We start from the raw sequence: 23,229 nt of genomic DNA, 5'->3' as shown, positions 1-23,229 counted from the left end.
AGGCTTTCTTGAACAATTTTTCGGAGTGTCGAGCGACACATTCGAGATTGCTCCCGGTGAGACCATCAAGCCACGAGCCTCGTTGCCGCTGGACGGCGCGGCCATCGTCGCGTGGCACCAGGCCGGGGCCGATGCCCTATTTCCTGGCGGAGGCTCGGCGCGGGAAGCCTTGGGCGCGGCGACCCTGATTGCCGGGGTGAATCCTGAAGGTGGCCATCGCCCGGCCCGACTTCCGGAGGTGTCCCGAGTCCTGTTCGGCGGCGAGGCTCCGGCTGGCGCGCTTGATGCCATCTTTGCCGCGGTGGCAGGCGAGGAGGCGGACCTGGCGGATCCGAAGCCCGCTTTCCGCGCCCACATGTTTGTCCGCCGCATTCAGGGAATTTGGGCGTGTTCAAGCCCGAAATGTACAGAAGTTGCCGAAGCCTTCCGCGCCGATGGGCGCAACATCGGGAAGCTTTATTCGGCGCCTGCAAGCAAATGCGCCTGCGGCGGTCAGGTGCTTGAACTCCTCTACTGCTACGAATGCGGCGAAGGTTACCTGGGCGGATTCGTTACGCCGCTGCCGGAGGGCATACCTCAAGGAGAGGGCTTCTTCCTAGAGTCCGGCCCGACAGATCTGACATTGCAGGATTCAGGTATGGTCTTCGAAAGGCCCTACGGCCAATACATGTGGTACTGGCCCGGCGGCCAGGGTGTCGGCGAGTGGACCCACGGCGACCCAGGAACCAAGAAGCCGGTCAAGTTTGCCTTCCGGCCTGCCGTCTACGACCCTAAGCTCTCCTATCTGCGTGCCACTTCGCATGGCGATGAAAGCACCGGCACAATGATGTGCACGGCGCTTCCCACAACAGCGCCAGCCCTTCCTGAGTGCTGTCCGCAATGCGATGCTCGTCGCCACCAGTTCGAATTGAAGAGTTTCTTCGCTGGCAAGGTCCAGTCGCCCATCCGCGGCATGCGCACGGGCACCAATGCGGTCACACAGCTGATCGCCGACCGCGCCGCATCCAAACTGGGTGGCAAGGCAGGAGCGGCGCAGATGATAGCCTTCACTGATAGCCGCGATGATGCCGCTGATGTAGCGGGAGGCTTGGAGCTCAACCACTTCCGCGATCTTATCCGCCAGCTGATCTTCCAGAAGGTAGGATCGGACGAGAGTGATTCAGTCAGTCTCATCCGAACCGCAGCCGCTAAGGGTGGTGCCGGATTAACGCCAGAAGAAGAGAAGGCCGTTCAGGCTCTGAAAGCCAAGAACGCAGAACTGTGGCCAGCCTATCGCATGGACGCAAGAGGCGTGGCAGAGCGGGAAGATTTGGCAGCGATCGGCAACTATGAAGCGGGCCTAGCTGGTGGAGCACTGTCATGGCCCGATCTCGTTTCCTGGATCGAGCAGACGCTGGTCAGTTTGGGTGTCAACCCTGCTGGCCCCGACGCTTCGCGTCAGATCGTGGGCGGTTCACCCTGGTGGGCCTTTTACCAACCGCCCCCAGGCGAGTCCTGGCCGCAGGCCAGCGGCTCCGCAGCCCAAGATGGGCGCGATCGCATCCGCCGTCAGCTCTCCGAGAAGGTTGCTTCGGCCCTGTTCGACCGAGCGGGACGCGACCTGGAATCTTTGGGCGCGGCATCAGCTGGTCCGAAGGGTGCATTCGGACTTGACCTCGGTCTCTCGGATGACGAAGCCGCAGGCGTGCTGGCCAATACCATCCGCATTCTCGGCCATGCGAAAAGATATGAGGACAGCGATAAGAACAGCTCGGGCGACGCGCCGCCGCCGCTGAAGAGATATTTCGAAAAGGCGGCGCCCCTCTTGGGATACGAACCCGGAACCTTGCGCGAGGCAGTGTTTAATACCCTTAAGAAGACAGGCGTGGTGAGTGAAGACTGGTTCATCAAAACCAGCAACGCGACCACCCTCAACTTGGAAATCCGACCAGGTAAACCAGACCAGTTCAAGAGCTGCGCAGTGTGCGCCCGCGGACATCTAAACCTGCCGGTGAAAGTCTGCACCTCGCCATTCTGTTCGTCCGATACCTTTGAAGATGCAGTCCCCGCTGACGATGACTACTACCGCTGGCTCTCGCAGGAGCCGGCGCATCGGCTGCATGTCGAAGAATTAACGGGGCAAACCAAGCCGCTATCTGAACAGCGCCGCCGCCAAAGGCATTTCAAGAAGGCGTTCCTGGAGCAGGAGAGCCCGCTCGCTCAAGGCATTGACGTTTTGAGCGTGACCACCACTATGGAGGTCGGGGTAGATATCGGCTCGCTGAGCATCGTCATGATGGCGAACATGCCGCCCCAGCGTTTCAATTATCAGCAGCGTGTGGGCCGCGCCGGACGCGCCGGACAGGCCTTCTCTTATGCCCTGACCTTGTGTCGAGGGGGGTCACACGACGACTACTACTTCAACCATCCCGAACGAATGACGGGCGACACTCCGCCTCAACCGTATCTCGACCTTCGGCGCCGGGAAATTATCCAGCGGGTGGTGGCCTCAGAGCTTCTGCGCCGCGCGTTCCTTTCGCTGCCTGATGACATCCGGCCCGACGGCCGCGGCGACAGCACTCATGGACCCTTCGGAGCCACGACCGATTGGAAGACCAAGTACGTTGAGCGGATCCAAGCATGGCTCGAAGCCTCGCCCGAGGTAGAACACGTTGGCAGCCGCCTCGGCGTCTATGCGCCGCTCGAGCCCGGCATCATAGATGACATTGCCGTCTGGTGCCGAACGGCCCTGACGGCTGAAATCACCAGGATTGTCGATGCGCCGGTTTTCATTCAAACCGCGCTCAGTGAGCGGTTGGCCGCAGGAGGTCTGCTTCCTATGTTCGGCTTTCCGACCACTGTCCGCTCGCTCTACGGCCCCAAGGGTCACGAAATCAAGGCCAGCGATATCACCATCAGCGACCGACCGCTCGACTACGCCATTCGGGTCTTCTCGCCAGGTGCCGAGACCGCAAAGGACAAGAAAATATTCACTGCGTATGGGGTCGCCCATTGGCAGGAGTCTGGCGGACGTCTGATCCCGGATCCAGAACCGCTCGGTGTGCCAGTGATGTTTAACCGCTGCATGGACAGTGGTTGCGGCTCGATCCGCGCAGGCGAAGCCGAGTCTTGTACTGTGTGCCAGGGCCCCGCATTGGCGTTCAAGCTTTTCCAGCCTAAGGGCTTCCGGACCACCTACAAGACGCGGGACTACGACGATCAACGCGCGCGCGGGCCAAATCTTCCGCCGCCCGTTCTGGCGTTCGAACCCGACAAAACGCTGGCCCGAACGGAAGGTGCCGCCGAGTTGAATTTGACCAGTGGCGAACCGATCGCACTCATCAATGACAATGACGGGCATCTGTTCGCTTTTTACCGGGACTGGGATACTATGGTTGTCCCGGACCCTACGCTCTACCGCGATGGCTCGCCCTGGAAGATTTCAGATACCCAGCTGGCAGAAGAGACAGGGGCCATCGGGGCGGTCTTCAAAACGGATATTCTGACCATCGATATGACCGCCTTGCCGAACGTCGGCTACAATGGCGCGCTTGATCTAGGCAAGCAGCCCGCGGCCGAGGCGGCACTGGCTTCCTTCAGCGAGTTCCTGAAAACTGCTGCAGCCGTCGAGCTCGATATCGACCCCAATGAGTTTCGGACCGGCCGTCAGGTTTTGGCCCTGAGCCATTGCGCGACTGAGCGTCTATTCATGGCCGACACTCTGGAAAACGGTGCCGGCTATGCCCGCAGATTGTTTGAGGACGGCGTTCTCAGACGCGCTGTTCAAAAACACTACGATTCTGTCAGAGTCCTGTGGAGCAAGCCCCGCCACGCCGGCCGATGCGACCAGTCATGCCCAGATTGCCTACGCAGCTACTCCAACCGGCGTCAGCACAAGATGCTGGATTGGCGCCTGGCCTTGGACATGGCTGAACTGTTCCTGGACTTGCCGCTGGATCTGGGCCGCTGGCTAGACGCATCCAAGGATCAGGCTGCACGGTTCGCCTCGCTATGCGAGGCTGCAGAAACTCCTGTTACTGTTCGGGAAGAAGGCGGCCTATGGGCAGTAACTGGACCGTCCGGCCGGGCGTTGATCCTGTGCCATCCGCTCTGGCATCCGAAAGAAGGGCTCGCTGTCGATGCGCAGGTCAACGCCAAACTCGCCCTGGCTCAGGAAGGCTTCGCGTGCGACTTCGTAGATCTGCGGGAATTGCACAACAAACCAAACGGCTATCTGCTGAGCCTGCAGGGAGGCGGAGCATGATCGTCGTCACCGGAATCGAAGGGACAAGCGAGCACCAGACCGCGCTCGCGATCCAGTCGTCCTTGGCCAAGTTATGGCCAAGATCCGAGATAAGTCCGGCTGACGATGAACTGATCCAGATCGCTGCTGGAGCCAAAATCTCCGGCTACAAGGTTTCGGATATAGACGTCCTGATCGCAGCCAGATTGCGCCCAGGCCGAGCATTTGTACCGCGCCGAGCCGTGCGCGACCGCAATGGCGCCCGGGTCGCGGGTCCCGTCAAGGTAATCAACTTCGTCGCGGCGATCGAAGTTAAGGACCATGATCCGTCCCGGGTCAAAGTCATCGGGGATAGCATTGAGGTGCGCTATGCTCGCGACGGGCCTCCTAAGTGGAGCAGCGCCGTCCAGCAGAATATCGATCAGGCCCATACCATCAAGGCATACCTCGAGCATCAGCACGCCAGTGTCTTCGTGTATCGAGCGGTCATTATGCGCGGATTCGATAAAGTTCCGTGCTCGGGTGCCCTCGGCGGGACATTCGATGGCGCTGCTTTCCTCACCGCTCTGGCGGAGACCTCGCCCGTGGCTCAGTCAGGCAGAGAGATGGTGATCCGATCGTCAGCTCAGCCCGAAATCATCGACAAGGTTCTGTCCGCGCCCGTCTTCCGAACACTGACCCCCACCTCCCTCGACCGCAAGCGAATGGACCGGATCGTAACTGGTAGCTACGAGATCGACGGCTATCTGGAAACGCTTGGCGCTAAGATGCTGCGTCTCCGCGGCCGGGGCGGCACAGGTAAGACGGTAATGCTGTTGCAACTTGCATGGCGTGCATTCAATGAGCGCTCCTCTCGGTCCGTGGTGCTGACTTACAACCATGCCCTAGCTTCCGACATCCGGCGTTTGATGGCTCTGATGAATGTCCCATCTGATCCCACCGAGGGTGGCATAGCTGTTCGTACTGTAATGTCGTTTGTGACTGCTTGGCTAGGTCGCCTGGGGCTCCTCAAAGTAGTCGACGATTGGTTGGGCACCGAATATGAAGCTCAGTGCACAGCGGCGCTTGAGATGATCCAGCAGGGTGCTCTGCTGCCGGAGGACATGGAAGCGGTCAAACTTGCCGAGCCAGAAATATTCGCCTTCGACTATCTCTTGGCCGATGAAGCGCAAGACTGGCCCGCGCCTGAACTGGAGTTGATCAAGGCGCTCTATGCACCGGAGTGCATATGTTTGGCCGACGGTGTTGATCAACTTGTCAGAGGTGGCGCTTCGAATTGGGAACGTGGCATTTCCGAAGGTCGCCGAACCACAATCTCGCTCAAGCGCTGTTTGCGGATGAAAGCTAACCTCGCAGTGTTCGCTAACGCGCTTTCGGAACGGGCAAGCATAAACTGGAAGGTCGAGCCGAACAAAGATGCCCGAGGGGGCAGCGTTATTCTCTTGGTCGGACCACTTGCTCATCGCCAAAGCCTCATCCGAAGCCTGCTTGAGGATGCCCGCAAGGCCGGTAACGCGCCTATCGACACGCTCTTTTGCGTTCCCCCGACCGGGGTCATTCAAGATGCCGATGGCAATCGTTCCAGCAGACTCGGGACTACCCTGCGACTCTGGAAATATGATGTATGGGACGGCGCGGACATAGGAAAACGCCGGGATTTTCCGCGCAGTCAAGATTGCCTTCGCGTGGTCCAGTATGCGTCCTGCCGCGGTCTCGAAGGCTGGACCGTTCTGTTGGATAGCTTTGACCAGCACTGGACATTGACACGCAGCGAGGCGCTGGACCAAGTACGTCCGGCGGGCGACATTAGAAGCCTTAGCGAACGTGCCTGGGACCGCGCGTGGCGGCAATGCCTGATCCCGCTGTCTCGCGCGATCGACACACTCGTGATCGGCATTGATAATCGTTCTAGCGAGGCCGCGAAGATACTGTTGGCGGTGGTGCAGTCTAACCCTGATATTGTGGAGGTTCTGGATGCACCTGCCGTGGGGATGGCCCTGTGAGTGTGGTGAGTCGGAGGCCGGAACTGCGGCGCTCTAAGCACATCTGTCATCAGAGCTTGAGCGCTTGGCTGTAAGAGAGCGACGATGGCAGACAAGGTAACATCAGAGGTCCGCAGCCGCATGATGTCGGCAATACGCGGGCGCGACACAAAACCCGAGCTCGCGATCCGGCGCGGCCTGCATGCGCTAGGATTTCGCTATTCGTTACATTCAAGCCGATTCTCCGGACGGCCCGACCTCGTCCTGCCAAAATACCGCGCGGTGATCTGGGTGCATGGCTGCTATTGGCACGGCCATGACTGCGGGGCGGCGAAGCTGCCGTCGTCGAACGAATCATATTGGCATCCGAAAATTGCGCGGACCCAAGAGCGTGACCGGAAGAACTCCCAAGCCGTCGCCACGGCCGGCTGGCGCAACCTCGTCATCTGGGAATGCTGTCTTCGTGGAAAAAGCGCTCCCGGCGTCGGACGAGTCCTTGACCTGGCGTCAGCGTGGCTTCGGGAATGTAAGGCTTCCACGGAATTCAGGGGCGATTCAATTTCCTGAAGGTTGTGCTACCGTACCGAATCACAGGGATTGAAAACCGACTCTGGAGCCACGAATCCTGTCCAAAAACTGAAGTCTGCTGACATCTGGCTCTATCGCTGTTGCCGATCCCGGGCTATGGAACGGTTTTTTAAACGTTCTCGTTTTGTATCGAGGCGGAGCGTTCGCATGACGGGGAGAGTCAGCATGCACAACGGTACGGTCGTCGACCTGTTCTGCGGGGCTGGCGGCCTCTCGGAAGGATTCCGGCAAGCAGGGTTCCATGTGCTTGCGGGACTGGATTATGACGACACAGCCGGCCGCACCTTTGCGGCAACGCATCCGGAAGCGAAATTCCTCGGCGGCCCGATCCAGAACATCGAAGCGACCGACATCCTGAACGCCACAGGGCTGAGGCTCGGTGAACTGGACGTTCTGGTCGGTGGGCCGCCTTGCCAAGGCTATTCCGTATACAACCATCAAAGGGGCGTGGATGACCCGAGGGCAGGCCTGTTCCAGCAGTACCTCCGCATCGTGAAAGGGCTGCGCCCGCGTTGGCTCGTCATGGAAAACGTGACGGGGCTGACCAGTATCGCTGGCGGCGGCTTAATTCGCGAGATCAAGGAAGGCATGCATGCCCTCGGCTACGTGGTCGACTGGAAAATCCTGAAAGCCGAAGAATACGGCGTGCCACAGGAACGGCGGCGCATCTTCTTCATCGCTAACCGCATCGGCGCGCCGATCGCATTCCCGGATCCTACCCATGGCGAAGGACTGAAACCTTTTGTCACTGTGTGGGATGCAATCAGCGATCTCCCAGCTTTGAAGAATGGGCAGTCTCAAGAGGTCGAAAAGTACGGCAGCCCGCCCATGAATCCTTTCCAGCGGGAATTGCGAAAGGGGATGAAGCGGCTGACGAACCATTCCGCCTCGAAGCTTTCTGCCATGAACGAAGCCCGGATGACGCACATTCCGGAAGGCGGCAGTTGGCGCGACATCCCGTTCAACCTCCTGCCGGAGGGAATGAAGCGGGCGAAGCGGTCGGATCACACCAAGCGCTACGGCCGGCCACGCAAGACGGACCTCGCCTGCACAATTCTTACGAAATGTGACGTTCATTGGGGTGCATATATTCACCCTGAACAAGATCGCGCGTTAACCGTGCGCGAGGCGGCCCGACTTCAGTCATTTCCAGATTCATTTGAATTTCAGGGCACCAGGACCGAACAATACGTGCAGGTAGGGAACGCGGTTCCGCCGCTGTTAGGCCGGAAGATTGCCCAGGCGATCAAGAGCGCTGACGATGCTCTTGCAGCGCAACAAGCGTTGGCTGCAGCCGAGTAAGCTATCTGGCAAGTGCAGCTGTAATAGCTTTCTCGTAAACGCCCATTTCAGGTAAATTGACGGGCGAGACAAACGCGTAGGCGACCTGCTCGACTGTCGTGGTGAATGTCTCACCTTTGATTAGCTGTCGATGCAACCCGGCATCTACCGGCGGTCCCAAGTCGTAGGCTTGAAAAGTAATCGTTCCCGCAGCGATGGGATATTCGAGCATTTTGGTGCCCAGGCGGGCCCGAACCCTCCGGAGCACTGCGGATGGACAAGCAAAAAAGAGACCCTTTCCGCAGAGGCGTTCCCGTCGAAGAACGTAACCCTTGTATATGAGTTGCGGCAGGATCCGCTTGGAAACGTTAGCCCAATTCAGACCTGCCGTTGACCAGCCAGGTGTATTGCCTCGACCATCCGTAAAAGCGTCACCCTGAAAATAGGACTGGGATTGCTCGATGTAACTGCCAGTCGTGTCGATGGTCTGTATTTCGACGGCAGTAAACTCGGCCATGCTTCCGTCCGGCCGGAGCCTTGCTAAAACGTAGTCAATGAAAAACCCACCTATGTCGTCGTCGTCCTCTCCGCGCGGCTGAGGAATGGATAATTCTGAGCCCCAATATTTTCCAAAGACCGCCACCTCTTTTCCGCTCAGGCCTTGCGTTAAGCGAAGTTCGGCAATGATCGCGGCCGGCGTGAGCGCTACGCCGGCGCCAAATGCTTGAACAGCAATGTCTCCGAGAATTGCGTGTCCGCCGGCATATAGCCGGTTGGGACAGATGATGATTGGACTTTGAGCGCTCTGTTCCAGCGAACAAGCACCATGTCGAGGTTTTATGCACGCGCCGTTTACAAACGGGCAATGCCGAGCAGTCGCATTTGCGAGCCCTGCCGGATCAAGCGGTGCGTATCCAAAGAATTCGACAATTCTAGCTGGCATGGGGCGTCGCTGATGGAATCAATGAAGGCGACTGTGCACGAGGAAGATGGTCCAAGCTAGACGTCTGGAGAAACATTCGGGACGCGGCGGCGCTCTGTATCTTAATCTAGCACTCGTCTGGAACTCGCCGGGCTTCCGCTGATTATTTGTGGGGGATGTGATAAGGTTGGCTAACAACCCAAGGGTAAGATGATGCTTAACCACTTCCTGTCGACGGTGTTTGGGAAGACTTCGAAGAAGGCGATTCTCGCCAAGTATCGGCTTAACGTGGGTATGCTTGAGCCGAGCTACGTGACGCTCAAAGGGTTGGAAATCGTCCGCGATGTCGAGATCGAGGGGCTACCAGCCAATTTGGACCTTTGGAATTTTCAGTTCGAAAACTACACTTTCAGATTAGTGATGAATCCCAATATTCACGTCCTAGACCCCAATCCGTTCGGTCGCGGTCGGCTAGTTGCTGCCTTCATCCGCAAGGCTGGCGAGGAAAATTTCACGCCGCTTAACGACAAGGTCTGGTTTCGCCAACTGGACGCTCTGAGAAAAATGATGCCTGAACTTGATTCCATCTTTCCGCCACGCGCATGACGCTGGACGTGACTGGCGCTATTTGAGGGTAGGTACCGCAACGGTTTCACGCTAAACAACGCCAAGCCGTAAACCTCATAAATCCTCTCACCCATCATGTCACCGCGAGGAGCAGTCGGCCGCGAAAGATTATTCAGCTATCCGAGATCGACAACGAGGTGATCTTCACGGTCGGTGGGCAATACAAAAGCACGCCGGTCTTGCGGTAACATTGGAACGCACCCTGTATACCAGCGTGCCGAAATCCTGCGATCCTGGGGGTGACCAACATCTCGCCTCTTGCGGCCAAACAAGATAAAGCACGCTCCGCTGAACGCCGATGGCGCCGTCGAGGGACTCGTTCGCTCAGAGTCACAACTATTTCGCCGCCAATCTCCTTTGCGGGACGATGGACCGTGAGCGTGATTTCGCTCAAGCGGCGAGCTCGACTTGCGAACGCGGCGGCACGGCCGTTACCGGCATCCGCTCAGACAATCTGAGGACATGTCCCTGCCAGGCTTTCTCATCCCTCTTTGCGCCGTCATCAAAGATGAGCAACCGCGGAGTCGGAGCGACGTCGAGCTGTCCGTCGTCACGCGCGGCCTCGAGGATGAGTTCGTCAATCGGCGGGACGTGGGCAATCTGCTGAGCTACCACATTGAAGTTGCGCAGCAGCTTGCAGGTTCGACGGTATGCCTCAATGACCCGCTGGCGATTTCGATCATCTTCAAGGAAGCGCTCGTAGGCTTCTACTTGTTCGAAAACTTTCGGCGTGGTGCGGGAGCGTAGCCGTCTGTCACCGATCATCTTTGCTTCCCAAAAAATGAGCTGAATGCAATCGCCGGTCCGCTCCAGCGCCACCATGTCCATCCGCAGCGGTGTTTTCTGACCTTCGCCGGCAGGCAGACCCATCTCCAGGTCGATCACGGTGGGCATCTGCGCTACCGCCTTTTCAAGATCGCATTTCTCCGGTCCGCGATGCTTCACCGAGTTCGCGATCCAGGAGCGGAGCATAGAGGCTCCGCCCCACGCGCAGATCTCACCCTGTCGGTCGCACCCCTGTCCGGCAAGGAGCTTCACATAATCTTGAGCGCCATCATGAGAGCCGGATACATATTTCCGGTGAACGTAGAGCTTCGCAGTTCCCTTTCGGTCAAACGCGATCCGGGCGACCGACTGGCCGCACGAATAGAAGTTCATATAGCCATTGCGGATAGCAAGTCGGAGCCCTCCCTCGTGGCCACTAGGTGCCCAGAGCGAGAGGAGGTCGCGCCACCAGTTTGGGTTATCGTCGCAGGCCATCTCTGCCAAGGTTTGCTTGGCCTCGAAACTAAGCTGCCGATCGAATTCCGACATTCTTTCTCCTCCTGAAGCGACGTGCATCTCTCTTCACAGAATGTCCAGAATCCCGTGTTGCGTCCGATACAGCACCGGCCCACTGCCTCGAGCGCGCTCTGCCCGGCTTAGGCCGGGGCCGCTTTCCGCGTCCGACCGACAGGCGTACGCTGGTTCCACTGACTATTCCTATGGTCGGCGGGCGAGCTCTGCCATGACAGCCTCATAACGAGTGCCAAGCTGGTCGTAGATCGGCTGCCATTCCGCCCAAGGAACTTCCGCTATCATCACCTGAAGCGTCGCAAGCCGTGCGGCCAGGGCCTTTCGCTCGTCAACAAGTTCGAGCTTCGTGGCCTGCGCCACATCCTTAGGCACCTTTGTCGCAGGTTTGACGTGGGGTGTTAGCTCGCCTTGGGATGTCGCCAGATCGATCATGTCGAGCAAGATATCGAAAGGAATTTCGGGAGAGCCGCGAGAGATTTTTCCGCTGCCATCGCGATAGGCCCATTTGATCGAGCGAGCGGTGTAGGTCCCGTCGTCCCAAGAGGCCCACCCAATGCGAAGCTCTCCGTGCCGGTAGGGAATAACATGCGTGGGAATCATCAGTATCTCCGTTACTATGCGTCTAGTATCGCTAGAGTATGATTTTCCCTACCCTGCAAGGGGCTTGGCGTCGGCCACCGCGCGTAGCCCTCCAGCGATCCGGCGCGGAAGCCGTCCTGGACGTCCACCCAGCCGGGCTCAGACCCGTTGGCGAATACATTGACATTGGGGCTTTGCCCTTCCAGCTCTGAATGGCGCCTATCCTTGGTACGTACGAGAATGGCAAGCTGATCTATCGCGGTCGCGTCGGCACCGGCGAGGGATGAAGCCGGCAGTGCTGGCGACGCTCCACTGCGTCCGAGCCTCGCTACGGCGAGAGAGAAGTCGAACGGGTTCGTCGTGACGTCGCCAACCGCAATGCGTCGGGGCATTGTGCCATAGAGCTTGCCGCGGAGGATCTGGTCTTCGATTACTGGCGGAGAACACCATCATCTTGTAAGTAAGCATACTGCCAGCCCTTAGCGTCGGGGATGTGGCAGACGCGGCGATGTCAATTGCCTTTGGGGGATGAATCAATGCTCAAGCGATATGTTGTTCTTCCTGCACATGGTTTTAAGTCTCAGACGCTGGCCCAGGCCGCGTCCCTTCGGTCGACGATTTCGCTGGCAGCGGCCGTCGGGGGCCAAGCTCCTGCGGCGCGGGTTGCAGTTAGCCAGATCGAGGTCATCGATTCCGTCAGTGTCGATGGACCGAAGCTCGTTGAGATGACGCCTAAAGCGGAGCTTGAGCTAAGGCTCGAGGAACCATCGCTCAAAATCGTTCCTGTCGTCATCTACGAGAAAATGCGGGTGATATACGAGATACAGCGCGAAGCTGCGGCGACCGTGTTTGCCACAGCCGCTCAAGGGAGCGTCCTGAGGATCGAAAATTTGGGAGGCAATCCACTCGCCGATGCGCGCGTTGTCGCCTTCACAAACTTCCGCACGAGAGCTGGTGATGAGGGCAGGACCGATGTGAACGGAAACGTTCGACTCCGGATTGCGCCGGGCACCACCTTGGAGCGGGTCTATGTCTACGGGCCGCCCCGCTACTGGGGTCGCTTCGAGCGGAATTTCACGCTTTCGTCCGGAGCCAGCCTGCAACTGGAACAGATCGACCTCACACAGAGTCTTCTGGCACTGCGCCGGTTCAGAGGCAGCCTGCCGTTCACAGCTGGCGAGGGCATTGTGGTCGGCATTGTCGACAGCGGCATCGATCCAAACCATCCACTATTACCAAATGTGTCTGGCGGTGCCAACATGGTCCTCGATGAAACGAAGGACGATCCAGGGCAGGTTGCCGATTGGGGGCCAGCCGCTCTCGACGGTGAACATGGGACCCACGTCGCAGGCATTGTCGGGGCGCGACCGGCTGGCGGCATCGATCTTGCGGGGATCGCGCCAGGTGTAACTTTAAGAAGCTACCGGGTGTTTCCTCACAAAGGAGGTGGAGCCACCAACTATGACATCATGAACGCGATCGATAGAGCTGTTCAGGATGGCTGCCATGTCGTTAATCTAAGCCTCGGCGGCGGAGCCGAGGATGAAGCGGTGCGGGCTGCGATCGGGTCGGCATTGGATAATGGAGTTCTGGTCGTCGCCGCCGCGGGCAATGACGGCCGCAAGCCCGTGAGCTACCCAGCTGCATTGCCTTTTTGCGTGGCGGTATCGGCTGCGGGCTGGACGGATTCCTTTCCATCGCCTTCATCGGAAAGCAGCGATATCGCCAAGCCGCATGGGTCCAACCAGACCTTCCTGGGTGCGTTCTCTAATTTCGGGCCGCAGATAGATCTAACCGGCCCTGGCGTCGGGGTGGTTTCTACCCTGCCGGGCGGCACGTTCGGTGCAATGAGTGGAACCTCGATGGCGAGCCCCGCGTTAGCTGGGTTCGCAGCCTATCTTTTGGCCGCGGACGCTACTATATTAGGCTTGACCGGCGCGAGCAAAAGTACCGCTCTGAGAGACAAGCTGTTCGGATCAGCGACGCCCCTTGGCTTTGGCCGGGACTATGAGGGGTTCGGGCTTCCAGGTTAGGATGATCATGAGCGATACAGTGATGCAGCAGGTAATTTTGCGGAAGGAAAACGCGGCTGCGCCATCTTCAAGGGAGACCGCCAAGAGAGTCGGTCGTGCTGGTGCCGTCGTTGTTGACGAAAAGGCTTCCTCGTTACTAGTCGAAGGTGACGAAGAAACCATACGTTCCGCCACGCAGGGGTTGACCGGATGGAAGGCGATCCCGGTCAAGCGGTACTCCGTCCCTGATACCACGAAGAAAATCGGCTGGTAACCTGCCGGCTTCTCTTCTGCTGGTGGTTGGTCCAGCGACAACCTAGCTGCGGATTTTTGAACGCCAGAACTCACTTGACGAATACTTTCGAGCGATAGACTAGCACTTGCGCCAACTCCAACTTCAAGTATATTGGCGTGCATCCTTGGGCTTTCGCCCGAGAGATGGTGTTGCTCGAGGGGGAGATCATGTCATTCGTTCGCCGAAACGTCTGGAAACTGCCGCCAAATGACGAAACCTTGCTGTGGTACAGCAGGGCCATAGGCAAACTTCAGGAGCGAGACCTTTCTGACCCCACCAGTTGGTGGTCACTCGCGGCCATGCACGGTATCGATGAAGAGGTCTGGCGAAAATTTGGATACATACCTCAGGGAACGCCGTTGCCGAACAGTCAGCAACTGCGGAAACTTTGGAATCAATGCCAGCATCTCACATGGTTTTTTCTACCGTGGCATCGTGGTTATCTGGCAGCGTTCGAGGCCCTTCTCCGTGATGAAATCGTCAAGTTGCATGGACCGTCCGACTGGGCGCTGCCTTACTGGGACTACTCAAGCGACAGGCGAAGTCTGGAACTGCCTCGGGCGTTCGCACAGCCTCAGTGGCCGGACGGCAGTCGAAACTTCCTCCATGTGACCCGCAGGTATGGATCGGCCCAGGTCCCTAACGTTCAGACGCCGCTGATCCTCGATCGAAGGGTTGTGCCGATTGGTCCAGCGCTCGGCGAGAAGTTCTTTGAAGGTACGCCTGGAGAGGGGCCCGCCGGTTTTGGCGGGGTCAAGACCACCTTCTGGCATGGCGATGAAGGTGAAAGTAAGTTCGGTGGCCTGGAACAACAACCGCATGGACCGGTGCATGTCTGGGTCGGTGGAGGTTTCAAGGGCAATGGGCTCAGCCAGGATCGGTTCGACCTCGGTCTTATGACCAATCCGGATACCGCAGCGTTGGACCCGATTTTCTGGTTGCACCATGCGAATATCGACCGCTTGTGGAAGGTGTGGTTGAGGCAGGTACGCCGACCGAATGATGGGCCTGACGTTTTTGCCGATCCGACCGATCCCGATTGGCTGAACGGGCCGAGAGACCGGCATTTCACAATGCCGGCAGTTGATGGTACGATTTATACGTTCACGCCGCGTGACGTTTTGGATACCGAAGCGCCGAAACTCGGATATCTCTACGATGATGACACGCAGATTGCGGAGGCGACAGACCGGATAGCGGTCCGTTTCGAACGACTAGGTATTTCGCCTCAAGTCGCATCCCAGCTTTCAGGGGGCCTTCAAATGGCACCGCCAAAATCGCCGTCCCTTGTGGGAGCAAATAGCTCGGTTGTACGTCTTAACAGCGATGTCGTTGAGACCACGATCAAACTGGACAGCGGCGAAAAGCAGAGGCTTTCGCAAGCACTGTCCGTCGGCCCTGGCATTGCTCGCGAGCCGGACCGGGTCTTTCTCAACCTGGAAAACGTGAAAAGTCCGAGCGACGCGGCGATATTCTACGTTTATGTTGGTCTCCCCGATGACGTCGATCCTGAGGACGACACCGAGCATCTGGCCGGTTCGTTGTCCATGTTCGGTGTGAGCAAAGTCAGTCACCCAACCGCCTCCTCCGGAAATGGCGTCACTGCCTCGTTTGACATCACGAGTATCATCGATGCCAAACACGCGACCTCGGGCTTGGAAGACGAGCTATCGGTAAAGCTGGTGGCTGCTGTGCCAGGAGCCACGAGTGACGATATCTCCATAGGGCGCGTCAGCATCTATCGGCAGGAACAGTGAGATGCGGGCGGCCGCCGTCGCCTGGATCGCACTATCGCGAGTGCCACGACCAATTCTTTTTCTGACGGTGGCCGGATGGGTTCTCCTGGCCAGCTCGGCGGTTATTCCTGCAATGCCCGACCTCTGCCTGTCGGCCACGACTTTTGGACAACAGATCGCCGCAAGAGCGGAAGCGACTTTTGCATCCGCGGACCTCGTCCTTGCGGCAGGCTCCTGGCTGGCAATGCTCGTCGCCATGATGCCACCCCTGTTATCGGCCCCATTGCTGCATCTTTGGCGACAAAGCCTAAGCCGTCGTCGATGGCGCGCGATAGGGTTGTTTCTGGGCGCGTACACGTTCGTTTGGATCGCGGCAGGCGCGCTCCTGATATCGACCGCGATCCTTATGCAGGTTCTGCTGTTTGAGATCGGTGTCGATCCGACCGTGGTCGCGGCTTGCATAGCACTGTCGTGGCAAGCCACCCCCTGGAAGCAACTTTCACTCAACCGCTGCCACAGGAGGCCAACCCTGGCTGCTTTCGGGCTTGAGGCCGTGCGGGATGATCTTATGTTCGGTTTCATACGTGCTTTCTGGTGTGTCGGCACCTGTTGGGCATTCATGCTCTGTGCACTTCTCAGCAGCGGCTTGCTTCAGTGGTCGGTCATGGCAACTGGCATGTCCGTATCTTTGTTTGAGCGCACCCGTGAACCACGACAACCTAGCTGGTTCTCCGCTCTAGGCCGGCTTTCGCTCAGCCTTTCTCAAACTCACCTGCCAGTCATTCGAGGCGCGTTATGATTGTCAGCATTCCCGTTTATGATGAAGTAGACCTTCTGGATGTTTCCGGCCCTCACGAAGTGCTGAAGTGGATACCTGACTTCGAAGTCAGGCTCGTGGGCAGATCAGTGGATACGCCGGTCGTTACACGTGACGGTTTTCGATTTTTGGCCACACACTCCTACGACGATGATACGCACGTTGACGTGCTTTGGGTGCCTGGCGGCAATCCGAGCGCGATGGCAACCATTCGCGACTGGTTGGAGCAGAAGGTTCCGCACCTGTTGGACTATCCCTTGGCTGACTTCAGGGTGCACACGGTCCTTCGCGGCGAACAGTCGCAAAGCCCGATCGGCAGAGAGATCATCGTAATCGACGTCGGCGACAGTGCCGCTGCGCCGCATCAAAGCGCGCGTGACCAGCTGTCATTGCCAAGGCGGCCGGTCGGTTCCCGCTCCCATTCGCTGCGCTCCCGTGTTGGGGACAAGCCAGCTCGGGGCGCTCCTTTGGAACCGTCCTCCGGGACACCAACCAAAGGAAAAGACCATGACCAACCAACGGGCACTGACCCAAATGCTTCGGGACCAACTGCTTGCCAATGGCCGCCAGCAACAACCAGTCCGCGGCACCGCAGGCTAAGTCGACTTCATTCCCGTCGTCAAGCTGTTCACGCCGGACGCTGGCGCGACCTGGCTCCTGACGGAAATCGATCCGGATGAACCGGACATCGCCTTTGGCCTCTGTGACCTTGGGCTTGGTTGCCCGGAGATCGGAAAAGTCAGCCTTTCGGAGCTATCCTCGCTCCCCGGGCAACTCGGCTTGCCGGTCGAGCGCGACCTTAACTTCGAACCGGGCAAGCGGCTGTCGGCTTATGGCAGCGAGGTTCGATGCCTTGGCCGAATTCGCACCTAGGCGGTTGTCATCGCAAGGGCGTCGTTGACCGACGCCCTTGTAGCACGTCGCGCTTTCTCTGCGCCGGCGGCTTGTAGCGGCAGCCCGCGACCGGTTCCATGCAACTGAGTTTGGCGCCAAGCGATCTGCGCGTGGCAGGCCAGTCATTTGGTCACGGCGATGCTCAAAATAGATCCCGCCGGGGCCTTGGTCATGGGCGGCATATCGCCCATCGACGCCGCACTCGTTGCCGGTGCAACGCGAACTTGAAAGCTCGATGTGGCGGGAAGTGCGTTGCGCGCTCGCAGGTCACGCAGCACTGGCTCCATCGGAATCGGAAACGTCAATGGGCAATGCAACATATGGGTACCGAATAGGGCAAGCGTTCCGGCATAGACTGCTTCTGTCTGCCCGCCCGGAGTCAGGAAAACCTCCAAAGGAGCGTGCCTGGACGGCGGCAAATCCAGAGTCACACGGAGCGTTAGTTGCGGTTCGCCAGGGCTCGCCTCCCGTGCTAAAAGCGAGAAGGGAATCTCGACCAAGCCGCCAGCGTCAGAAGAACCGATGGTGGCGTTGGAGACGGTGCCTAGAAGTGCTGTCATCGCGACGGAGGCGTCGTTCCCCAGCGTTATCTTGAGCACGTCCTCACCAAACCCAGCCGTGTAGGCGTAATCATAGGTCGCAATATCGTAGCAGTCGCCCGCCCTCTTGCGGGTCGACGGGTTCCCTGCGGCATCCACGAAGAAGAGAAACGACTCTTGCGCCCAATTGTCGAAGTCAGAACGCGGCACGGGCTTGTCGCCGGGCTTCACCGGGAAGCCATCGGGAAGGGCGGCACGACGCAAGAGAGCCTGCTTTCTGGTCCAAACGTCCCAAAGCCTGTCGACATTCGCGTGATGGAGCCAGAAGATCGGGTCGAGAGGCGACAGGTTGTTCTGCATGTAGCCGCCCTTGCCGTTGTTGTAAGGGCCGCCTCCTACGCAATTGTGGACGTTGTTGTGGGGATAGAGCTCCAGAATGCCGAAGCCCGACATCGCGCTGTGCGCAGGTGCCTTGGGGCTACCAAAGGTTAGGAAGTCGCTCGCTCCGAGGGCCGCCAAGACGTAAAGTGGCGAAACGCATCGCTGCGTCGCCGCGTCAAGCTCGGGCGCCTTCGCATCGAGGCCGCGCCCTTGGCTCCGGTCAAACCAGAACTGACCCATCGGATTGTCGAAAACATCGAACCACAGGTCATCCGGAAATCTGACAGCCCGTGACAGCAGTTGGAAATAGGGGCTTCCCGCATCGAGCATACCGTCTTTGTCTTTGACAATCGCCCACCAATCAGCTGCCTTGACGGTCGGCTCGAACGCAGCTCGGAACGCGGCAGCAGTTTCCACATAGGCATTGTCCGTCGGACTTAGAACACCTTCGAACATGACCGCAGGCACGGCGGGATCCGCCGTCCAGTCCCAATAAGGCAGGGTGAAATCGGAATCCCCCGTCAGTTCACGGCAAATCGCCTCAAACGAGGCGATATAGGCGCGGTGCCATGGGAGGAACCACCAGTTCCCATGGGGACAATCCACCGCATGGAGGATGGCCATCCTGTACCAGTTCCGCGGATCCGACGGCGGCAACGCCAGCATCTTGGTGATTGCCGCCTTCATCGTCGGAACAATATTGGCCGGAAGTTTTGGGTCGAGGATGGAGTAGCGAAGCTTCGGCGCGGCAGCTGTGCTCTGCGACCCCGAAACACTGGAGAGAACAGCCGCTGCCGCGCTCGCCCGCAAAAAGGAACGGCGCGTCACAGGAGTACCGAACGTTTTCATGACGCGTCTCCGGTTAGATTTGTGTGAAAGGCCCGTTGTCCGTCATGAGCTGGGGAGATTTTGTATCCGCATCCCACCAGACGATATGCGTATGTATCCGCCCAGCCCCAAAGTCTTCGATATGCACGACCGCTTCGCCGCTGGCTTCTTGCCAGGTCACCAGATAAACGCTGTTGCCCAAGTCCTTTATGAGGGTCGTTACCGTCTCGGAACCGGTTTCGTTCCCATTCGCATCGATAGACCAATAGGTCATCGACGTCTCCGAGGCAAAGTAGAGATGGACATGGAATTTGCTGAAGCGGACATCATACTTATGCCCAACACCTGGAAAATTAACCGCCGACATGAGGTTGCCCCAACGTTCACGCGGTCGTCAGTTTTATGACGACGCGCTGTAAATACGAGAAGTATAGATACCCGCTGTTGTTTGTATCAAACCTACCATTAAAGTTCTCGAATTGAAAGGATAGAATCGAAGGTAGTGTTCATCTAACTCGCTGCGCGCAACGCATTTGCTCAAGCAGCGGCATCATGCCTTTGCGGCGCCATAGGCGCACGCATTGGGTTCTCCCCATCATCAGGAAGAGCCGTCCGGTAGCCGACATTCCCAATGATCACCAATCCACCTCGCGCGGCGTCCCTTGGGGCACGTCGGGGGCGGGGTCGTGGGCAAATTGCGAAAACATCCGCGTCGCCGTTGGTGCGAGACGCGAGTTGTGAATTGATCGCATCCGCCTCGCTCGAGGTAGCCGCGAGTGTCAGTTGCACATGTCGAAATTTTTTCGTGCCGAGGGCGGAACCGCTTAAGATCTCGGCATTTTTGATGCTCTTGGTGGAGAGTGCAAGCCAATCGGCTCCGTTGCTGGCGCTGAACGCAATCTGCTGGTCGTCGCCTTCTATTTGGGCAATGTGACCCGAAACTTGCGGCGTTTGCGAGCCAAGTGATCAAAAAGCACATCCGCAGAAGGCGTTATGTTTGAGGCCATGGACGGAACAAGCGCCAGGCAGACAAGGCGGCTGGACCGCTTCTTTGGATACTCTCCTAGCGCTCAGAGAGAACGTGTCAGTTGGCGATGCCATCGACCACCGCATGGCAGAGCAGCGGCCTCGATTGCCGGACAGGGTAGTAGACTTGCAGAACACCCTAGCGGCATTCCATGCAGAGGCAGGCATTGAAATGCGCCGGCCGCTTGCAGAGTTGAAAAAACTTCGGCCGGTTTCGTATGCGGAGGTTAAGGCACTCCGAAAATATCCAGACGGACATTCGCCTTTCGAAACCAAACATGGCGTCAAGGGCGCCCGCGCCCGCAAAGCCCTTCGAAGTCATCTCAAACGCGTGCTTTGGTTTATGCATGTGGGGCATAAGCAATTGTTCGAGCCCGAGAGCCCGCAAGCGGGGCATAATCTGGACCGTCCGAAGACCATAACCCGTCGCCTACGGGGCCTGCGCGTCAGCCAGGATGAAAACGTTGGATGATCGTCGTAATTGTTCCGTAAAGGGCGTCGCGAACTTGCTCAATCGAAGTCGGATTGTCGGCTTCGGCGGATCCGTTGGAATAGATATGACCGCGCCACTCGCCCTGCTCGAATACTCCGCCAAGGGTGGCCTGGCCATCTGCCTTTTCGACGACGGCCCTGTACTCGGGGTCACTAATTAGCCGTCTCTTCGGCAACTCAGGGAGTGCGAAAGGTATTGCCGCTCCTCCCCACATCATCTCGGTCGGATTCCTTAATTTGATGGTCGCCCGGCGCACCTCAGGCTCGTAGTCCGCCGGCTGGAAAATATGGACCGTGACGCGATCATCCAGCACCCCATAGTGCTGCCGGACAAACGTCTCAACTAGTTCTCGCAACTGGTCCGTAGCTGTTTTGCCGAGCGCTTGGCATATCACCTCGAAATCAAACTTGGTGCGTGCCGAGACCCGGGCGCGGAGAATTTCCGATTTCGATTCATTAGGCATGTCATTCGTCCTTGTATCACAGGTTACGAAATGTGTAGCACAAAATTCCAATAAGGCAAGCAGGATGGCAGCGAAATCCGTAGCAAATAGCGGGCGCAACCTGCACAAGAGAGCTGCGCCCTTCGCCGGGGGCTGTCGGTCCCGCATCCCGCCTGAAGGCTGCGCTATGCTGATGCTCCTACGGCCGCCCTGTTGAACCGGTCTCAGGGCCACGAACTTTCTCCAGCACCGAACTGACTCAGTCCCGCTGGCGGGCATTTCGGTGCTTCTGCCTTGTACGCCCTTCTTTGTTGTGGCTGCTTCGCGGCACGGCTGCGCCGATATTGCCTGGCGGCACGTTTGTTGTCTGAAGGGAGAAAGGCTCACGGCCCTCTCTCCCAGCAAGCCGCCGCGGGCGGTTTCCCCCATCTTCCTCCGCTTCGCTCCGTGCAGACCGGGGAGACCCCTCCGCCCCCGGGACTTGCCCCCTCTCTCCCCGCTACTCGCCGCGAGGCAGGGGTTCAGGTGACCTGAACCCGTAGGGAACGGGGAGACCTGAAACGACAATCAAAGGAGCAAGTCCATGAATACCGCTGAAATCACTATCCCGCGCGGCAAGCTGGTGCGAGCAAGGCTAACGTCCGCCGCGTCAATTCCGAGGCGGGTAAGGCCGAACTGGCCGCCAGCATCGAGGCTCACGGCCTCATCCACAACCTTGTGACCCGAAGGGCCGCGAAAGGGACGAAAATTGAGGTTGTCGCCGGAGGGCGGCGGCTTGGGGCCCTGCGTCTGCTGTTGGACCAGGGGCGAAGCGTGCAAGGCGTGGCTGTGACCAAGGACTATCCGGTCAGGGCTATGATGCGCGAGGAAGGCAGCGACACCGAGATTTCGCTGGCAGAGAATGACCAGCGCCAGCCAATGCACGCGGTGGATGAGGTGATTGCCTATCGTGACCGCCCTGCTGCTTTGCCCTGCGGGACGAATGCCCATTTTTGCATAATCATCGCATAACAGTGCTAGGAAGGTCCGAATCGAAAACGAAAACAAATCGGGCGAGGCTTACGATGTTGAGCGCTAGCCGAGGCAAATCGCCTGCACAGCTTTTCCGCTACCTATCGGCCAAGTGGCCTGCGGCGTTCAATCCGAAAGCGCCCAGGCCGCTCAAGATCGGCATCCATCATGACATTCGGGTGCTTGACGGCGAACTGTCTGATGATGAATTGAGGAGAGCCCTGCTGGCGTATACCAGGATGGCCAGATACCTGGCGAGACTGGATGCCGGCGCCGCACGGGTCGATCTCGATGGCAAGCCGGCCGGCGTGGTCTCGGATGCGGACGCGGCGACCGCCAAGGCTTTGCTTTGCACCCGCAAGGACAAGCAAGAGACCAAGCAAACGCCGGAGCCAAGGGCAGAGCCTCAAGCGCCACCCAAACCAAAACCGAAGCGAACCGCCGTGTACAAGGCGAAGAATACCGCCGACAGCCCGACCGGAATAGTCATTGAGACGAAACGTCGCCGGTCCTTTCGAAAGCCGATGGCTTGATCGCCGCTGACCGATGGGCTCGTGCCGACCGGAACAGCCCCTGAGGGTCGGAGCACATGGCGCCCCGTGCCGATCCGAATTGTCACAAAACGGGGTTCTATCGATGCGAGCGCTTCGTCGGAAGGAGGGCTGCGCACTGGTCCCGTGTCGCGTCATCGATAGTGAACTCGGCAGGAGACTTTCCACCAAGCTCCCGGCGAGAACTCCGCATCCACAAGGTTGCATGATCGGAATTGTAGTATCGTGATCGCGCCAGAGCCTCCAGATCGCCCACCGCTTTCTTCTTGTGGCGTCGTGCCCGTTCCTCCCACTCCAATTCCCGCCCTCGCTGATCGAGGGCGCGGATCGCAGCGGTGAAACCCTCAGCGGTCGCGGCGGCATCCAATGGCGACGAAGACCGTCACGGCGCACCGAGTTCTCGCAAGCGTCGCCTCCTTCATCACTCGCGGGCTGACGATGACGATACTTCGCTGAGTATTTCCGGACTTCTTCTTGCCCGGCTTCAGCCCGCTTGCGAGCCCTTTCTTCCAGTCGCGCGCGGGCACCCGTCTCCCGCGGATTGTGGAGCCAGATCCTTGGAGCGTTGTAGAGAATTTCCTCCGCGAGCTCATCCAGCGGCCGTTCCCGGTACGCGGAAAGATCGATCTCTATCGCGCCGACATTCATCGATCGAATGCGTGCGATCTTCACCTCGGCACATGCGTGGGTGACCTTGAACTCGACGA

General features: G+C 58.6%; 20 protein-coding genes and 1 pseudogene. 15 read left to right on the top strand and 6 right to left on the bottom strand.

Features of this window, described 5'->3' with window-relative positions; all coding sequences use genetic code 11:
- Positions 1–1,036: 1,036 nt before the first annotated feature.
- From AC0L2Y_RS28005 to AC0L2Y_RS27990, 4 genes are all read left to right on the top strand, one after another.
- Positions 1,037–4,243 carry a DUF1998 domain-containing protein gene (locus AC0L2Y_RS28005; RefSeq protein ID WP_473560947.1) on the top strand — a complete coding sequence of 1,069 codons (3,207 nt, stop codon included), beginning with the start codon at positions 1,037–1,039 and terminating at the stop codon, positions 4,241–4,243.
- Positions 4,240–6,225, top strand: a complete 1,986-nt coding sequence (locus AC0L2Y_RS28000) for a DEAD/DEAH box helicase (RefSeq protein ID WP_473560933.1) — start codon at positions 4,240–4,242, stop codon at positions 6,223–6,225. The genes AC0L2Y_RS28005 and AC0L2Y_RS28000 overlap by 4 nt, the downstream gene beginning before the upstream one ends.
- A gap of 84 nt (positions 6,226–6,309) precedes the next feature.
- Positions 6,310–6,771: a very short patch repair endonuclease gene (locus tag AC0L2Y_RS27995; protein WP_473560931.1), complete on the top strand. Its 462-nt coding sequence runs from the start codon at positions 6,310–6,312 to the stop codon at positions 6,769–6,771.
- A 186-nt stretch (positions 6,772–6,957) separates the two neighbouring features.
- Complete coding sequence (locus tag AC0L2Y_RS27990; protein ID WP_473560930.1) at positions 6,958–8,094, top strand: DNA cytosine methyltransferase; 1,137 nt, start codon at positions 6,958–6,960, stop codon at positions 8,092–8,094.
- A gap of 1 nt (position 8,095) precedes the next feature.
- Here AC0L2Y_RS27990 and AC0L2Y_RS27985 read toward each other — a convergent pair whose 3' ends face one another.
- Entirely contained in the window at positions 8,096–9,016 is a 921-nt protein-coding gene (locus tag AC0L2Y_RS27985; protein WP_473560929.1) for a NotI family restriction endonuclease, read from the bottom strand.
- Positions 9,017–9,208: 192 nt separating this feature from the next.
- Between AC0L2Y_RS27985 and AC0L2Y_RS27980 the strand changes: the two genes are divergently transcribed.
- Positions 9,209–9,601 (top strand): hypothetical protein, encoded by a 393-nt coding sequence (locus tag AC0L2Y_RS27980; protein ID WP_473560927.1) that lies wholly within the window; start codon positions 9,209–9,211, stop codon positions 9,599–9,601.
- 411 nt (positions 9,602–10,012) lie between these two features.
- On the opposite strand, the gene AC0L2Y_RS27975 is transcribed toward AC0L2Y_RS27980, so the two are convergent.
- Positions 10,013–10,936, bottom strand: coding sequence for a hypothetical protein (locus tag AC0L2Y_RS27975; RefSeq protein ID WP_473560925.1), 924 nt, complete (start codon positions 10,934–10,936; stop codon positions 10,013–10,015).
- A 168-nt stretch (positions 10,937–11,104) separates the two neighbouring features.
- Positions 11,105–11,518: a hypothetical protein gene (locus tag AC0L2Y_RS27970; protein ID WP_473560924.1), complete on the bottom strand. Its 414-nt coding sequence runs from the start codon at positions 11,516–11,518 to the stop codon at positions 11,105–11,107.
- Between the two features lie 515 nt (positions 11,519–12,033).
- On the opposite strand from AC0L2Y_RS27970, the gene AC0L2Y_RS27965 reads away from it, so the two are divergent.
- The 6 genes from AC0L2Y_RS27965 (at position 12,034) to AC0L2Y_RS27940 (ending at position 17,230) form a co-directional block, all read left to right on the top strand.
- On the top strand, positions 12,034–13,530 hold the full coding sequence (locus AC0L2Y_RS27965) for a S8 family peptidase (protein ID WP_473560922.1): 1,497 nt from the start codon (positions 12,034–12,036) through the stop codon (positions 13,528–13,530).
- A gap of 7 nt (positions 13,531–13,537) precedes the next feature.
- Positions 13,538–13,783, top strand: a complete 246-nt coding sequence (locus AC0L2Y_RS27960) for a hypothetical protein (protein ID WP_473560920.1) — start codon at positions 13,538–13,540, stop codon at positions 13,781–13,783.
- Positions 13,784–13,971: 188 nt separating this feature from the next.
- On the top strand, positions 13,972–15,561 hold the full coding sequence (locus AC0L2Y_RS27955; RefSeq protein WP_473560918.1) for a tyrosinase family protein: 1,590 nt from the start codon (positions 13,972–13,974) through the stop codon (positions 15,559–15,561).
- A 1-nt stretch (position 15,562) separates the two neighbouring features.
- The gene (locus AC0L2Y_RS27950; RefSeq protein WP_473560917.1) at positions 15,563–16,339 is read left to right on the top strand and encodes a copper chaperone; all 777 of its coding nucleotides are present in this window, start codon (positions 15,563–15,565) and stop codon (positions 16,337–16,339) included.
- Entirely contained in the window at positions 16,336–17,037 is a 702-nt protein-coding gene (locus AC0L2Y_RS27945) for a DJ-1/PfpI family protein (protein WP_473560915.1), read from the top strand. Before AC0L2Y_RS27950 ends, AC0L2Y_RS27945 begins: the two co-directional genes overlap by 4 nt.
- Positions 16,967–17,230 carry a DUF2958 domain-containing protein gene (locus AC0L2Y_RS27940; RefSeq protein ID WP_473560945.1) on the top strand — a complete coding sequence of 88 codons (264 nt, stop codon included), beginning with the start codon at positions 16,967–16,969 and terminating at the stop codon, positions 17,228–17,230. Before AC0L2Y_RS27945 ends, AC0L2Y_RS27940 begins: the two co-directional genes overlap by 71 nt.
- Positions 17,231–17,373: 143 nt before the next feature.
- On the opposite strand, the gene AC0L2Y_RS27935 is transcribed toward AC0L2Y_RS27940, so the two are convergent.
- Positions 17,374–19,020: a tyrosinase family protein gene (locus AC0L2Y_RS27935; RefSeq protein ID WP_473560914.1), complete on the bottom strand. Its 1,647-nt coding sequence runs from the start codon at positions 19,018–19,020 to the stop codon at positions 17,374–17,376.
- Between the two features lie 13 nt (positions 19,021–19,033).
- Positions 19,034–19,366, bottom strand: a complete 333-nt coding sequence (locus AC0L2Y_RS27930) for a MoaF-related domain-containing protein (RefSeq protein WP_473560913.1) — start codon at positions 19,364–19,366, stop codon at positions 19,034–19,036.
- A 786-nt stretch (positions 19,367–20,152) separates the two neighbouring features.
- Between AC0L2Y_RS27930 and AC0L2Y_RS27925 the strand changes: the two genes are divergently transcribed.
- A complete protein-coding gene (locus AC0L2Y_RS27925; protein WP_473560912.1) occupies positions 20,153–20,497 on the top strand; it encodes a hypothetical protein in 345 nt (114 codons plus the stop codon).
- On the opposite strand, the gene AC0L2Y_RS27920 is transcribed toward AC0L2Y_RS27925, so the two are convergent.
- Complete coding sequence (locus tag AC0L2Y_RS27920) at positions 20,472–20,981, bottom strand: hypothetical protein (protein ID WP_473560911.1); 510 nt, start codon at positions 20,979–20,981, stop codon at positions 20,472–20,474. The two genes, AC0L2Y_RS27925 and AC0L2Y_RS27920, sit on opposite strands and share 26 nt — an antisense overlap.
- 618 nt (positions 20,982–21,599) lie before the next feature.
- Between AC0L2Y_RS27920 and AC0L2Y_RS27915 the strand changes: the two are divergent.
- The 3 genes and pseudogenes from AC0L2Y_RS27915 to AC0L2Y_RS27905 form a co-directional block, all read left to right on the top strand.
- Positions 21,600–21,743: pseudogene (locus AC0L2Y_RS27915) on the top strand (ParB N-terminal domain-containing protein); the annotation flags it as partial.
- 45 nt (positions 21,744–21,788) lie between these two features.
- On the top strand, positions 21,789–21,971 hold the full coding sequence (locus tag AC0L2Y_RS27910) for a hypothetical protein (protein ID WP_473560909.1): 183 nt from the start codon (positions 21,789–21,791) through the stop codon (positions 21,969–21,971).
- Between the two features lie 53 nt (positions 21,972–22,024).
- Positions 22,025–22,504 carry a ProQ/FINO family protein gene (locus AC0L2Y_RS27905; protein ID WP_473560944.1) on the top strand — a complete coding sequence of 160 codons (480 nt, stop codon included), beginning with the start codon at positions 22,025–22,027 and terminating at the stop codon, positions 22,502–22,504.
- Positions 22,505–23,229: the final 725 nt, after the last annotated feature.

This window comes from Mesorhizobium sp. WSM4830 (genome assembly GCF_055811495.1).
This window is presented reverse-complemented; position numbering and strand designations above follow the sequence as displayed.

Excerpts from the sequence above, each read along its gene's own strand:
- AC0L2Y_RS27985 (WP_473560929.1), bottom strand. The coding sequence starts at position 9,016 with ATGCCAGCTAGAATTGTCGAATTCTTTGGATACGCACCGCTTGATCCG.
- AC0L2Y_RS27995 (WP_473560931.1), top strand. The coding sequence starts at position 6,310 with ATGGCAGACAAGGTAACATCAGAGGTCCGCAGCCGCATGATGTCGGCA.
- AC0L2Y_RS28000 (WP_473560933.1), top strand. The coding sequence starts at position 4,240 with ATGATCGTCGTCACCGGAATCGAAGGGACAAGCGAGCACCAGACCGCG.
- AC0L2Y_RS27960 (WP_473560920.1), top strand. The coding sequence starts at position 13,538 with ATGAGCGATACAGTGATGCAGCAGGTAATTTTGCGGAAGGAAAACGCG.
- AC0L2Y_RS27905 (WP_473560944.1), top strand. The coding sequence starts at position 22,025 with ATGTTGAGCGCTAGCCGAGGCAAATCGCCTGCACAGCTTTTCCGCTAC.
- AC0L2Y_RS28005 (WP_473560947.1), top strand. The coding sequence starts at position 1,037 with ATGATAGCCTTCACTGATAGCCGCGATGATGCCGCTGATGTAGCGGGA.
- AC0L2Y_RS27990 (WP_473560930.1), top strand. The coding sequence starts at position 6,958 with ATGCACAACGGTACGGTCGTCGACCTGTTCTGCGGGGCTGGCGGCCTC.
- AC0L2Y_RS27965 (WP_473560922.1), top strand. The coding sequence starts at position 12,034 with ATGCTCAAGCGATATGTTGTTCTTCCTGCACATGGTTTTAAGTCTCAG.
- AC0L2Y_RS27945 (WP_473560915.1), top strand. The coding sequence starts at position 16,336 with ATGATTGTCAGCATTCCCGTTTATGATGAAGTAGACCTTCTGGATGTT.
- AC0L2Y_RS27950 (WP_473560917.1), top strand. The coding sequence starts at position 15,563 with ATGCGGGCGGCCGCCGTCGCCTGGATCGCACTATCGCGAGTGCCACGA.
- AC0L2Y_RS27955 (WP_473560918.1), top strand. The coding sequence starts at position 13,972 with ATGTCATTCGTTCGCCGAAACGTCTGGAAACTGCCGCCAAATGACGAA.
- AC0L2Y_RS27935 (WP_473560914.1), bottom strand. The coding sequence starts at position 19,020 with ATGAAAACGTTCGGTACTCCTGTGACGCGCCGTTCCTTTTTGCGGGCG.
- AC0L2Y_RS27970 (WP_473560924.1), bottom strand. The coding sequence starts at position 11,518 with ATGATTCCCACGCATGTTATTCCCTACCGGCACGGAGAGCTTCGCATT.
- AC0L2Y_RS27930 (WP_473560913.1), bottom strand. The coding sequence starts at position 19,366 with ATGTCGGCGGTTAATTTTCCAGGTGTTGGGCATAAGTATGATGTCCGC.
- AC0L2Y_RS27980 (WP_473560927.1), top strand. The coding sequence starts at position 9,209 with ATGCTTAACCACTTCCTGTCGACGGTGTTTGGGAAGACTTCGAAGAAG.
- AC0L2Y_RS27920 (WP_473560911.1), bottom strand. The coding sequence starts at position 20,981 with ATGCCTAATGAATCGAAATCGGAAATTCTCCGCGCCCGGGTCTCGGCA.
- AC0L2Y_RS27975 (WP_473560925.1), bottom strand. The coding sequence starts at position 10,936 with ATGTCGGAATTCGATCGGCAGCTTAGTTTCGAGGCCAAGCAAACCTTG.